This window comes from Kitasatospora sp. NPDC059747 (genome assembly GCF_042732955.1).
In the GTDB taxonomy this organism is placed as follows: Bacteria; Actinomycetota; Actinomycetes; order Streptomycetales; family Streptomycetaceae; genus Kitasatospora.
Genome location: NZ_JBHWGV010000046.1, coordinates 1 through 12,520, shown reverse-complemented (window position 1 = coordinate 12,520; position 12,520 = coordinate 1). Strand labels below are relative to the sequence as shown.

General features: G+C 74.5%; 10 protein-coding genes. 9 read left to right on the top strand and 1 reads right to left on the bottom strand.

Translation table 11 applies throughout. The features are described 5' to 3' along the window. Nucleotides 1-212: 212 nt before the first annotated feature. From ACFV4G_RS20975 to ACFV4G_RS20965, 3 genes are all read left to right on the top strand, one after another. Complete coding sequence (locus ACFV4G_RS20975) at nucleotides 213-1,715, top strand: long-chain fatty acid--CoA ligase (RefSeq protein ID WP_380442479.1); 1,503 nt, start codon at nucleotides 213-215, stop codon at nucleotides 1,713-1,715. Nucleotides 1,716-1,918: 203 nt separating this feature from the next. Further along, nucleotides 1,919-2,821, top strand: a complete 903-nt coding sequence (locus ACFV4G_RS20970; RefSeq protein ID WP_380442476.1) for an endonuclease/exonuclease/phosphatase family protein — start codon at nucleotides 1,919-1,921, stop codon at nucleotides 2,819-2,821. Nucleotides 2,822-2,836: 15 nt separating this feature from the next. After that, nucleotides 2,837-3,373 (top strand): hypothetical protein, encoded by a 537-nt coding sequence (locus tag ACFV4G_RS20965; protein WP_380442473.1) that lies wholly within the window; start codon nucleotides 2,837-2,839, stop codon nucleotides 3,371-3,373. Nucleotides 3,374-3,398: 25 nt separating this feature from the next. Here the strand turns inward: ACFV4G_RS20965 and ACFV4G_RS20960 are convergent, their stop codons facing one another. Further along, the gene (locus ACFV4G_RS20960) at nucleotides 3,399-4,037 is read right to left on the bottom strand and encodes a DUF4232 domain-containing protein (RefSeq protein WP_380442471.1); all 639 of its coding nucleotides are present in this window, start codon (nucleotides 4,035-4,037) and stop codon (nucleotides 3,399-3,401) included. Between the two features lie 238 nt (nucleotides 4,038-4,275). On the opposite strand from ACFV4G_RS20960, the gene ACFV4G_RS20955 reads away from it, so the two are divergent. The 6 genes from ACFV4G_RS20955 (at nucleotide 4,276) to ACFV4G_RS20930 (ending at nucleotide 12,396) form a co-directional block, all read left to right on the top strand. Further along, nucleotides 4,276-6,756, top strand: a complete 2,481-nt coding sequence (locus tag ACFV4G_RS20955; RefSeq protein WP_380442468.1) for a SpoIIE family protein phosphatase — start codon at nucleotides 4,276-4,278, stop codon at nucleotides 6,754-6,756. 83 nt (nucleotides 6,757-6,839) lie between these two features. Then, the gene (locus ACFV4G_RS20950; RefSeq protein ID WP_380442465.1) at nucleotides 6,840-8,507 is read left to right on the top strand and encodes a sensor histidine kinase; all 1,668 of its coding nucleotides are present in this window, start codon (nucleotides 6,840-6,842) and stop codon (nucleotides 8,505-8,507) included. An 82-nt stretch (nucleotides 8,508-8,589) separates the two neighbouring features. Continuing rightward, nucleotides 8,590-9,258 (top strand): response regulator transcription factor, encoded by a 669-nt coding sequence (locus ACFV4G_RS20945; RefSeq protein ID WP_359971371.1) that lies wholly within the window; start codon nucleotides 8,590-8,592, stop codon nucleotides 9,256-9,258. Between the two features lie 553 nt (nucleotides 9,259-9,811). Beyond that, nucleotides 9,812-10,636 (top strand): transglycosylase family protein, encoded by an 825-nt coding sequence (locus ACFV4G_RS20940; RefSeq protein WP_380442461.1) that lies wholly within the window; start codon nucleotides 9,812-9,814, stop codon nucleotides 10,634-10,636. Nucleotides 10,637-10,858: 222 nt separating this feature from the next. Further along, on the top strand, nucleotides 10,859-11,539 hold the full coding sequence (locus tag ACFV4G_RS20935) for a class I SAM-dependent methyltransferase (RefSeq protein WP_380442458.1): 681 nt from the start codon (nucleotides 10,859-10,861) through the stop codon (nucleotides 11,537-11,539). Nucleotides 11,540-11,646: 107 nt separating this feature from the next. Then, on the top strand, nucleotides 11,647-12,396 hold the full coding sequence (locus ACFV4G_RS20930; RefSeq protein ID WP_380442456.1) for an SDR family NAD(P)-dependent oxidoreductase: 750 nt from the start codon (nucleotides 11,647-11,649) through the stop codon (nucleotides 12,394-12,396). The last annotated feature ends 124 nt before the right edge of the window (nucleotides 12,397-12,520 follow it).

The window sequence follows — 12,520 nt, the reverse complement described above, 5'->3', positions numbered from 1 at the left end:
TCTCCACGCCTCGCCCGCCTCTGCGGGCCTCGCGCCCGCCCCGGCCGCCCCGGCGCCCCCGCCCGGCCGCGGCGGTCCGGGCGTCCGTCGTTCCCGTGGGTGACGGGGCCGGGACGATCTGTTGACAACGGGTGGCGGGGCGGCCACGGTAGCTCGAAGCGCGCCTCGGACAGCGGCGCGGCCGCCTGCCGAGGGCTTCGAAGGAGCCGCACGTGAGCCGTCCCGGGGTCAACCTCGCCGCGATCCTCGCCGATTCGGCCGCCCGCTTCCCCCGCCGCCCGGCCGTGCGGCTCGACGACGCCGTCCTCGACTACGGCGGACTCGCGGACGCCGCGGCCCGGACGGCCGCCCTCCTGCGCCGTGCCGGCGTGCGGCCCGGGGACCGGGTCGGCCTGCTGGTGCCCAACGTCCCGGTCTTCGCCGTGCTGTACTTCGGGATCCTGTGGGCCGGCGCGGTCGTCGTGCCGCTCAACCCGCTGCTGCGGGCGCGCGAGGTCGAGTACCACCTCGCCGACGCGGATGCGGCCCTGCTGCTGGCCTGGCGGGACGGCGCCGACGAGGCGCTGACCGGCGCGCGGGCGGCCGGGGTGACGGCCCTGACGGTCGGCGCGGACGGGCTCCCCGGCGGCGGTCGACTCGAAGACCCCGAGCTGGAGTTGGTCGAGCGCGAGCCGTCCGACACCGCCGTGATCCTCTACACCTCCGGGACAACCGGCCGGCCCAAGGGCGCCGAGCTCACGCACCACGGCATCGCCCGCAATGTCGAGGTCACCCGCGGCACCATCCTCCAACTGACCGAGCGCGACGTGGTCTTCGGCGGTCTGCCGCTGTTCCACGCCTTCGGCCAGATGGTCGGACTGGACTGCGCCGTCGCCGCCGGCGCCTGCACGACCCTGCTGCCGCGCTTCGACGCCGCAAGGGCACTGGAGATCATCGAGCGGGACGGCGTCACCGCGTTCCTCGGCGTGCCCACCATGTACAGCGCACTGCTCGCCGCCTCCGGTGCCGCCGACGACCGCACGCGTGCCGAGTCGCTGCGGGTCTGCATCTCGGGCGGCGCGGCCCTGCCGGTCGAGGTCCTGCGCGCGTTCGAGGAGACCTTCGCCTGCACCCTCCTGGAGGGCTACGGGCTGTCCGAGACCTCCCCCGTCGCCTGCTTCAACCACCCCGACCGGCCCCGCAGGCCCGGCACCGTCGGCACACCGATCGAGGGCGTCGAGCTGCGGATCGTCGACGAGCACGGCCGTGAGCTGCCCGACGGGCAGCCGGGGGAGGTCGCCATCCGCGGGCACAACCTGATGAAGGGGTACTGGCGGAACCCCGAGGCCACCGCCGCCGCGATCCCGGACGGCTGGCTGCGCACCGGCGACGTGGGCGTCAGGGATCCCGACGGCCACTTCCGGATCGTGGACCGCATGAAGGACCTGATCATCCGCGCCGGCTTCAACGTCTACCCGCGGGAGGTCGAGGAGGTCCTCTACGAGCACCCGGCCGTCGCGGAGGCGGCCGTGATCGGCGTCCCGCACCCGGTCCTCGGCGAGGAGGTCGCCGCCGTGGTCGCCCTCAAGCCGGGGTCCACCGCCGAACCGGACGAGCTGCGCGCCTTCGTCAAGGAGCGCGTCGCGCCCTACAAGTACCCGCGCGAGGTACGGATCGTCGAGGCCCTGCCGAAGGGGCCGACCGGCAAGATCCTCAAGCGGGAGATCGAGCGGTAGCGGCCTCCTCCGCCGGGGCGACGACTGAACGCCTTCCGCTCGGCGGCCGTCGGTCACGCAGGTGACTGAGGCTCACCGTCCGGCCCACTCCGAGGCCGCGGCCCGGTGTCACACCTGTGGCCCTCCCCGGGTGTCCGCTCCCGCCGTCCGTTCTACGGTCGACCCCGTGGGAGCGCCGGCTCCCGGAGAGGGCCGCGGAGTCGATGGCGTTCCCCCTTGCCCGTCGCTGGGCCCTCGTCGTGAGCGTGTGCGTGACGGTCGCCGCAGGGCCGGCCGGGGCGGCCTTCGCGCAGGCGCGCACCGAACCGCTTCCCGCCGCCTCGTCGTCCCGGTCCGTCGTCCGCTCCACCAGGGCGCTGCCGCCCTTCACGGTGGAGACCTGGAACATGCAGGGCTCGACGGCCGGCGGGGAGTGCAAGTGGACCCAGGACGTGGCGCCGCTGGCCCAGAACTCCGACGTCGTCGCCCTCCAGGAGGCCGGCCGGCCCCCGGCCGCCGGGACCACGCCGGAGCGCACGTGGAACCGGAACGGGTACACCGTGCGGGAGTTCCGCTGGCGCGTCGGCAGTAGCAGCCGGGGCCGCGACTACTTCATCTACTGGACGGAGACCGACCCCAACGGCGGTCGCGTCAACATGGCGCTGGTCGTGCCGGAGGCGCGCCGCGCCCGGGACGTCCTCGTCGCCCAGGACCCCGCGAACGCCTCCGTCCGGCCCGCGCTCGGCATCCTGCCCCAGGGCATCGACGCCTGGGTGTTCACCGTGCACGCCTCGGCCCAGCCGCAGACGGGCGGCGGCGGACGCGGCGGCTGGGACGGCCCGCGCATCGTGCAGGCCGTCGAGTGCGCCGTCGCGGGGGCCGGGCCGTACCCGTGGGTCGCCGCCGGCGACTGGAACCGGATCCCGAACGGCTGGGCCACCGCCGGTTCCCGGACGAGCGAGGTCGCGCCGAGCGAGGTCACCCGTCCCCAGAGCAACGCGGTGATCGACTACGCGGTGGTCGCCGCCGCCCTCCTGACCCGGCTGGTCCTCCGCGCGGTCTTCACCGACGCGCGGCGCAGCGCCGGCCAGTCGGACCACCTCCCGGTCCGCTTCCAGTTCGGCTGAACCCGAGGAGTGCCCGTGCCCACTTCACGTTCCGTCCTCGCGGCGGGCGCCCTGGCCCTGGGGCTGGCGCTGACGCCCGCCGGCTCCGCCACCGCCGCGGACGGCTGCGGCACCGAGGTCTGGCGGATGACGATCAACGGCATCGACGTCCGCAACGGCGGCGACTCCGGCGGCGGCGAGCTCTACGGGGACGTGGTCTTCGACGACCAGTACCTGTGGAGCCGGTCCCGTTCGGACGCGGTCTGGGTGCCCAGCGGTCCCCTCGACATCGCCTCGGCGAACCGGTGGAAGATGTGGGACGAGAAGCTGTTCCCGACGAACGGTGCCACCGGCAAGGTGTTCGTCGTCACGGCGGACCTGTGGGACTACGACTACGTCTCCGGCGACGACCGGGTGGCCGTGGGCACCCGGACCGTCGATCCCCTCCAGGAGGGCGAAGGCCGGCACCAGCTCGACTACTGCTACGGCAGCAGCTGTTCGGAGGGGCAGACGGTCATCATGTACACCCTTGAGCTGGTGGGCGGGTGCACCTCCGGCCAGTGCGTCGGGTAGGTGTGCCCGGTCCGTCCGCCTCGCATCAGGAGGCGAAGACCACGCCCTGGTTGGAGGGTTGGAGCGAGCCGACCGTGAAACCGGCGGCGGAGACGGTCAGTTGGGTGACCGGCTTGCCGTCGGTGCCGATGACGTTCGCGGTGAGCTGGGTGGTCTCGTCCGGAGGGGTGACGGTGATGCCGGCCAGGACCTTGCACTTCGGGTCGGCCTTGTCGCAGGACGCCCATTTGAGGCCGGAGAAGGCCGTGGCGCCCGGCTTGAGGTCGGCCTCGACCGGCGCCCCGGGGTGGGCGACGCGCGAACTGCCGGTCACGATCGGGCTGTTGTCCGCGCCGAGGCCGCCGTAGCCGAGGTAGCCGTTCACCGTGCAGGTGCGGGAGCCCTTGTTGGTGAGCAGCACCATCGCGGACCCGGGGAAGTCCGGCTGCAGTTGGACGTCGGCCTTGAGGTCGGCGGTGTGGCAGCGGGTGGAGGCCTTGCCGGGGGACGCGGGAGCGGGGGCGCTCTTGGACGGCGCCGGGGTGGTGGCACCTCCCGTCGCCGCGGCCGTTGCCGCCGCTGTCGGCGCGGCGGCCGTCGACGCCGCGTCGTCGTTGCACGCCGCCGCCCCGAGCCCCAGCGCCAGCACCGTCGCCGCGACCGCCACTCCCTTGCCAACCCGCATGGTCCACCCCTACGTTCCGCGGACGCCACCCGGTCGTGCGCCCGATCAGCCGAGAGGACGCCCCGGTCCGGAGAACCGGTTCGTATATATGTGTCCCGGAGGCGTAACAGAGAGACCCGGGACGGCAACGGCTCCCGCAGATCGGTGGCCACCGGCAGTGACGGGCGGGGCGCGCGGGGCCGGTGGGCCGGGTGGGGCTCGCCTTGACAGCGTTCGGGGCCCGGCGTAGCAAAAGAGCATGCGCCAGGGTGAGCCCGGCGGTCCGAACGGGCCGCACCGTCCCCGCGAGCCCGATGCCGCCGCCGGGGCGGCGCACGAACGGGACGCCCTGCTGGCGGACGCCGTCCGGGCGGTGCTCGGCGGGACGGGGGCGTACGGGGCGATGGTGCACCTGCGCTCGCGGGACCGGCGGTCGCTGGTGCTGTGCACGATCGCCGGGGTGCCGCTGTCGATCATGAGCCCGTTCCGGCGGGTCGCGGCGGCCGGGCCGCTGCCGGTGGCGGTCAGCTTCCGCACCGGGCGGACGATCACCCTCGCCGACAGCGAGGACACCATGCGGCGCTTCCCGCAGCTCGCGGTCGGCATGCCGTACGACTTCGCCTCCGCGTGCGTGCCGGTGACGGCGGGCGAGGACCGGTTCGGCGTGCTCAGCGTGCTGTGGGCGGCCTCCGACGACGGGGTGCCGCCGGGCGCGCCGCACCGGCTGCGGTCGGTCGCCGAGCGCCTGGCGGCCGGGCTCGCCGGGCTGGAGGCGACCGGGCGGGCCGTCGAGCCGAACGGGGACAGCCCGGTGGTGGAGCTGCCCGCGCCGTCCGTGCCGACCACCCGGGTGGGCCTGTTCGACTGGAACACCGTCACCGGCGCGCTCGCCGCCGACGAGCAGTTCCGGGAGATCTTCGGCTTCGCGCCCGGCGAGTTCGACGGCCGCGTCACCTCGCTCACCGCCCGGATCGCCCCCGGCGACCTGCCCGAGTTCCGGGCCGCCGCCAAGCTCGCCCTCGAACACGGCGAGGTCCTGGCCGCCCGGGTGCGCGTCCTCGGCCGCGACGGCCGCCCGTACCCCGTGGAGCTGTGGGCGCGCGTGCCGAAGGCCATCGACGAGTACGGCACCCACCTCGTCGGCGCCGTCCTGGACACCCGCACCCTCACCGCCGCCGCGGCGGCCGTCGAGCGGCTGCGCGAGGGCGTCTTCTCGCTCGACCCCGACGGCCGCATCACCTACGCCAACCGCGGCGTCGAACCACTGCTCGGCGCGGTGCGCGAGGAACTGATCGGCCGCCTCCCCTGGGAGGCCATGCCCTGGCTCGCCGACCCCTTCTACGAGAACCGCTACCGGGCCGCGATGCTCTCCCAGCAGCCCACCGCATTCCTCGCCACCCGCCCGCCGGGCGGCTGGCTGGCCTTCTCCCTCTACCCGGACGCGCACGGCGTCACCGGCCGGGTCGTCGCCGCCGAGGCCCCGCCCGGCACGGCCGGCGCGCCCCCGGCACCACCGCGCGGCGTCCGCCCCGGCCTCGGCGACACCTACCACCTGCTCCAGCTCGCCAGCGCCCTCACCGAGGCGGCCAGCGTCGCCGACGTCTGCCGGGCCGTCTCCGAGCAGATCCTCCCGGCCTTCGGCGGCCAGGAGCTCGCCATCTACGCCGTCCGCGACAAGCGCCTCCACCTCGTCTCCCAGGCCGGCTACCCCGACGGGTTCCTCGACCGCTTCGAGGGCACCCCCATCAGCGCCCGCGTCCCCGGCGCCGAGACGCTCAGCACCGGCACCCCGATCTTCTTCGAGGACGTCCACGAGCTCTCCGCCGCCTACCCCGGCATCGCCCTCGACGAGATGGGCGCCTGGGCCTTCCTGCCGCTCATCGCCTCCGGCCACCCCGTCGGCAGCTGCATCCTCGGCTTCGACCGGCCCCGCCCCTTCACCACCGAGGAACGCGGCCTGCTCACCGCCCTCGGCGGCTTCATCGCCCAGGCCCTGGAACGCGCCCGCCTCTACGACGCCGAGTTCGCCCTCGCCCGCGGCCTCCAGCAGGCCCTGCTGCCGCACCGGCTGCCCGACGTCCCCGGCGTGCGCACCGCCGCCCGCTACCTGCCCGGCACCCAGGGCATGGAGATCGGCGGCGACTGGTACGACGCGATCGTCACCAGCGGCGACCTCACCCTCGTCATCGGCGACGTCGAGGGCCACAGCGTCGCCGCCGCCGCCACCATGGGCCAGCTGCGCAGCGCCGTCCGCGCCTTCGCCAGCGGCGGCGAACCGCCCGACCGCGTCCTCGCCCGCACCAACCGGCTGCTCCTCGACCTCGACCCCGGGCTGCTCGCCAGCTGCTGCCTGGTGCGGCTCACCCCGGCCGACGGCACCGTCCGGATCGCCCGCGCCGGGCACCTGCCGCCGCTGCTGCGCCGGCCCGGCGGGTCGGCGGAGGTGCTGGACCTGGCGGGCGGGCCGCTGCTGGGGGTGGAGGACGTCGCGGAGTACCCGGTCAGCGAGCTGCGCCTGGCGGCCGGGTCGGTGGTCGCCCTGTACACGGACGGGCTGGTGGAGGATCCGGCGGTGCCGATCGACCAGGGGCTTGAGCGGCTGCGGACCGTGCTCGGACGCCCCGGAGGGGAGGGGCTGGAGGGGCTCGCGGACCGGGTGCTGCGGGAGGTCGGCTCCACGCACCGGGTGGACGACGTCGCGCTGCTGCTCACCGAGTTCCGCGGGGGCGCCGAACGGTGAGGCGCGGGCGGCGACTTTCGTCGGGAGGCGGCGCTACGAAGGGTGACGGCGGCGGGCCCCTCGGTCCGGTTAGCCTCGGACGGGTGAACGCGATTGCACGGGCCTGCACGAAGGCGGTACGGACGGCGCTGCCCGGTCCCTGGGGTCCCTGGGCGGTGGTGCGCGAGGTGCTGTCCGTCCTGCTGCTGGGCGGGTTCGCCGTCCTGCTGGAGGTCGTCGGCAGCACCGGCTTCGCGGTGCCGGTCGGGATCGGGACCGTTCTGCTGTTCCTGCTGCGGCGGGCCTTCCCGGCGAGCGTCCTGCTGGTGACGGCGGCCGTGGCCGGCTGGGCCCCCGGACCGCTCCCGCTGCTCGTCGTGGCGGGCTGGGCGGCCGGCGCGCGGGTGCGCCGGGTCGGCGTGCTGGTCGCGACCTTCGTCGCGAGCTGGGTGCTGTTCACCGTGACCGGCGTGCTGAAGGACGCCGGCTCGATGTCGCCGAAGGCGATCATCGCGATCTCGCTGGGCGGCTTCCTGATCACGGCAGTGCTGCCCGCCCTGTGGGGGCGCTACCGGGCGCAGCGCCGCGCGCTCCTGGACGCGCTGCGGGAGCGCAACGACCAGCTGGTGCGCGAGCGCGTCATGGTGGTGCACCAGGCGCGGCTGCGCGAGCGGCACCGGATCGCCCAGGACATGCACGACAGCCTCGGCCACCAGCTCGCGCTGATCTCGGTGCACTCCGGCGCGCTGGAGGTGGACCGCACGCTCACCGACCGGCAGCGCGAGGCGGTCGGCGTGCTGCGGCAGGCGGCGGTGGCCGCGATGCGGGAGCTGCGCGAGGTGGTGGGCGTGCTGCACGACGAGTCGACGGCGGTGCCGCCGGCGCCGACGTCGGCGGGTGCGTCCGGCGGCCGGGGCGGGGTGGACGGGATCGAGGGTCTCGTCGAGTCCTCGCGCGCCGCCGGGGCGGAGGTGTCCTTCCGCAAGGAGGGGGAGCGGCGTGCGCTGCCCGCCGCCGTCGACCACGCGGCGTACCGGATCGTGCAGGAGGCGCTCACCAACGCGCACAAACACGCCCCCGGTGCGCCGATCGCGGTCGCGCTCCGGTACGAGCCGGACGCGCTCGTGGTCGAGGTCACCAATCCGCGTGCGCCGGAGCTCGTGGGCGTGCGTGCCGGGGTGGGGCAGGCGGTCAGCGGCGGGCAGGGCCTGACCGGCCTGCGGGAGCGAGCCCGGCTGGTCGGCGGCATGGTGCACGCGGGGGCGACGCCCGACCAGGGCTTCCGGCTGGCGGGGATGCTCCCGTACGAAGGGGCCGCGGACGGCGGGGGCGACGGCGGCGAGGCCGGCCCCGGGATCGAGGACTGGGTGCTGGAGGGCCTGCCCGCCGTCGAGGACGGCGGCCGCCGGCGCAGTCCGGCGATGGGGTGCGCGGTGGGGGTGGTGGGCGTCGGGCTCACCGTGCTGGGACTGCTCGTGTGGGGCCTGTGGGCCTTCGTCCAGGCCAGCGACAGCGCGACCGTGAAGAAGGACGCCTATGACGGGGTCCGGGTCGGGCAGTCGGAGTCGGACGTGCTCGGCCGGCTGCCGCGCGGGGCCTCCTGGCTGACCGACGGCTTCGACAAGGGCGGGCCGCCGGTGCCGGAGGGCGCGCACTGCGTGTACTTCCAGGCCGAGGATTCGAAGGAGAAGTTCGGCGAGGACAACGCGGTGCGCTTCTGCTTCAAGGACGGCGTCCTGGTGGACAAGGAGCACTACCGGGTCAAGGAGTGACCGGGCCGGTCGAGGTCCGGCCGCGTCCGGATGTGAGGATGGTGGCGTCGCCCATCCAGCACCGTTCGAGGAGATGTCCAGCGTGATCCGAGTCCTCGTCGCCGACGACGAGCCGCTCATCCGGGCCGGGATCAGGATGATCCTCGCCTCCGCCGACGACATCGAGGTGGTCGCGGAGGCCGCCGACGGACGGCGCGCGCTGGAGCTCGCGCGGGCGCACCGGGTGGACGTCGTGCTGCTGGACATCCAGATGCCGGTGATGGACGGGCTGACGGCACTCGGGGAGCTCTCGAAGGCCGCACCCGGCGCGCGGGCCTTGATCCTCACCACCTTCGGCGAGCGCGAGAACGTCCTGCGCGCCGTGACCGAGGGGGGCGCGGGCTTCCTCCTCAAGGACACGGCACCGGCCGAGCTGATCCAGGCGGTGCGCGCGGCGGCCAGCGGCAACGCCTTCCTGTCACCCGCCGCGACCAGGCACATCGTCGATTCGCTGGCCTCCGGGCGCAGCGGCTCGGCGGCCGCCCGCAGCGCGGAGGCGCGGCGCCGGCTGGAGGTGCTCACCGGCCGTGAGCTGGAGGTTCTCGCGCTGCTCGGCGAGGGGCTGTCCAACGCGGACGCCGGCGCGCGGATCCACATGAGCGAGGCGACGGTGAAGACCTACGTGAGTCGGATCCTGGCCAAGTTGGGCTGCGAGAACCGGGTCCAGGCGGCGCTGCTGGCACGGGACGCGGAGCTGGACGGGCGCGGCTGAGCGTGTTCCCGTGACGACGGAGCGTGGCGGGTGTGATGCAGGTCACTCAACTGCCGCGCGGAGGCGGGAACTTCGGTTATTTTGATGACGGTCCGTCAGTGATCCGTGACGGTCCGTCGATAGTGCGCGTGGTCTGATGAATGGACAGGTGTGACCGAGCGCACGGGAATTGAACATCTGATCTTGAAAATCCGATCAAATGCGGTCCAACTGGACGTCGCTTCTTGATCGATACCGCCGGTAACAGTCAACTGACCTGCGTACCCGAAGAATTGCTTGCCGTGCCGACCAAACCGCCCCTAGCTTCATTGGCGGCGCAACGAGCGCTACCCGGGTTCACCCCGACGCACGGCCCGCCGACTGACCCCCGGCGCGAGGGCCGTACTGCCGACGCGACCGGCCGTACCCAGGCCGTCGGCGAGCGGAGGTGCCGGGACGGCACGGCACGTCCGACACGTGCCCCGCCGTCCATCGAGTGAGGCGAACGGATTCGACCGGCCCCGTCCAGGGCCTGGTTCCGTCTGCCTGCCCGGGGCTTGTCGAGAGGATCTCCATGAATCCCCGTCACGAGACCGCCACTGCCACCGACTCCACGACCTCCACCCCCGCCTCCGCCAAGCGCAACCGCCTGCGGATCGGGATCGTCGCGGGTGCCGCCGTCGCGGCCCTGCCGGTTGCCGGCCTCGTCACGGCCACCTCGGCCTCCGCCGCGCCCACCTCGGCCTGGGACGCCGTCGCCCAGTGCGAGAGCGGCGGCAACTGGAGCATCAGCACCGGCAACGGGTTCTACGGCGGGCTGCAGTTCGCCTCCGGCACCTGGGCCGCGTACGGCGGGACCGCGTACGCCTCCCAGGCCAACCACGCGACCAAGGCGCAGCAGATCGCGGTCGCCGAGAAGGTCCTCGCCTCCCAGGGCCCGGGCGCGTGGCCCGTGTGCTCGCACAAGGCGGGCCTGAGCAAGGGCGGAGCCCCGGCGGAGGTCGCGGATTCCGTGAACGACGCCCCGGCCAAGCCCGCACAGCCGGCGGCCAAGCCGGCCGCGAAGCCGTCGAAGCCGGCGGCGAAGCAGGGCGCCAGGCAGGGCGCCAAGCAGGACACCGGGCAGGACGCCGGGCAGGAAACCAACCAGGCGGCCAAGCCCGCGACCAGGTCGACGCCGCGGACGCAGCCGCAGCAGGCACCGGCCCAGCCGGCCAAGCCCGCTCCGTCGACCCCGAAGAGCAGCGCGAACGGCGGCTACACCGTGCAGAGCGGTGACACGCTGAGCGAGATCGCGGCCAGGTTCGGCACCGACACCGACACGCTGTACGGCAAGAACCTCCGCACCATCGGCGACGACCCGGACCTGATCTTCCCGGGGCAGGACCTGACCGTCTGACGCATCGTCGCCACCGTTCGACCGCACACCGAGCGGCCATCCCGGGACCCGGGGATGGCCGCTCCGCGCGTTGTGGGGGCGGGGCCGGGGTCCCGGCTCCTCGGCAGGGCCGCGCGGCGCCCCAGGGGGCCCTGTGCGGCCCTTCGGCGTGTCGGGCCCGTGCCGGCGGTCCGCGGGCGGGGCATCGTGCCTGGTCGGACCGCGTGTCGATAGGGTCGCCCGATGGTGCGACTGATACCCGACGGCGAGCTCGTGGGCTCGTCCGTGGTGGCCAACAACACGATGAACCGCGAGCGCGGCCTCAGCGGGGTGAACAGCTATGCGCGGGAGCTGGGGTTCGACCCGGCCGAGTGGCTGCTCGGGCGCGGCGGGGCCGCGCCGGCCTGGCTGGATCTGTGCAGCGGCGAGGGGCGCGCGATGGTCGAGGCGGCGCGTCGGCTTCCGGCGGGGGCGGTTCTGACGGGCGTGGATCTCGTCGGTCCGCTCGCGCCGCCACCTGATGCCGATTCACTACCGGGACTGCGGTTGGTCAGGGCGGCGCTCGCGGACTGGACCCCGCGCCGGTCGTACGACCTGATCACGTGTGTCCACGGCCTGCACTATCTGGGCGACCGGCTGGGCGTCATCGCCAGGGCCGCCGCGTGGCTCGCGCCGGACGGGCGGTTCGCCGCGCACTTCGACCCGGAGTCGGTGCGGTGGGCGGATGGGGCGAGCGCCGGCCGGGCGGTGGTCGCGGCGTTGCGCGAGGCCGGGTTCGAGTACCGGGCGCGGCGGCACCTGCTGGTACTGGAGGGCGGGCGGAGCGTTCACCTGCCGTTCGCGTACGCCGGGGCGGACGCGGATGCCGGGCCGAACTACACGGGGCAGCCGGCGGTGGCGTCGCACTACCGCGCACACTGTTGAACCTTCAACGCAACGTCCGAATACCGCCGGAGGTTTGCGCCGCCGCCGTCGAGGATCGAGTCGTGCCCGACAACGGGCTTTCAGTACTCGCGACTTGGGAGACGACGATGAACGGTGCGATGGGGCTCGACGGCAAGGTGGCCCTGGTGACCGGCGGGAGCCGGGGGATCGGGGAGGCGATCGCGCTGCGGCTGGCCGAGGACGGCGCGGATGTCGTCCTCACCTACCAGGGGAGCGCCGAGCGGGCCGAGGCCGTCGCGGCGAAGATCACCGCGGCTGGGCGGCGCGGCTGGGCGGTCCGGGCGGACTGCGCCGACCCGCAGGAGGTCCGGGCCGTGGTGGCCGCGGCCGTCGAGCGGTTCGGGCGGCTCGACGTCCTGGTGAACAACGCCGGCGTCGGGGCCATGGGGCCGATCGGCGACATGACGGCGGCGGACGTCGACCGCGTGCTGGAGGTGAACGTCCGGGCGCCGTACCTGTTCGCCCAGGCGGCCGCGCCGCTGCTGTCCGAGGGCGGGCGGATCGTCACGATCGGCAGCTGCATCGCCAAGCGGGTCGCCTTCGGCGGCGCCGTGCTGTACGCGACCAGCAAGGCCGCGACGATCGGGCTGACCAAGGCGCTGGCCCGCGAGCTGGGACCGCGCGGGATCACGGTGAACGTGGTCCACCCCGGGCCGATCGACACCGACATGAACCCGGCGGACGGCGAGTCGGCCGCGTTCCAGGCCGGGCTGACCTCGCTCGGGCGGTACGGCACGGGGGCGGACGTCGCAGCGGCCGTCGCGTACCTGGTGGGCGAGGACGGCCGGTACGTCACGGGCGCCGAGCTCGCGGTGGACGGCGGCTTCGCGGCCTGACGGACGCGCCGGGCTCCCCGGCTCCGGCTCCGGGGGCGGGGGGGGGGCGGGGGCCGGGGCGGGGCGGGTGGTGGGGGGGGGCGGGTGGTGAGACCGGGCCCCTCACCAACGCGCCCACGCTCTG

Bases quoted from the DNA above. Each gene is read 5' to 3' on its own strand.
- ACFV4G_RS20970 (WP_380442476.1), top strand. From the start codon at position 1,919: ATGGCGTTCCCCCTTGCCCGTCGCTGGGCCCTCGTCGTGAGCGTGTGC.
- ACFV4G_RS20960 (WP_380442471.1), bottom strand. From the start codon at position 4,037: ATGCGGGTTGGCAAGGGAGTGGCGGTCGCGGCGACGGTGCTGGCGCTG.
- ACFV4G_RS20955 (WP_380442468.1), top strand. From the start codon at position 4,276: ATGCGCCAGGGTGAGCCCGGCGGTCCGAACGGGCCGCACCGTCCCCGC.
- ACFV4G_RS20940 (WP_380442461.1), top strand. From the start codon at position 9,812: ATGAATCCCCGTCACGAGACCGCCACTGCCACCGACTCCACGACCTCC.
- ACFV4G_RS20935 (WP_380442458.1), top strand. From the start codon at position 10,859: ATGGTGCGACTGATACCCGACGGCGAGCTCGTGGGCTCGTCCGTGGTG.
- ACFV4G_RS20930 (WP_380442456.1), top strand. From the start codon at position 11,647: ATGAACGGTGCGATGGGGCTCGACGGCAAGGTGGCCCTGGTGACCGGC.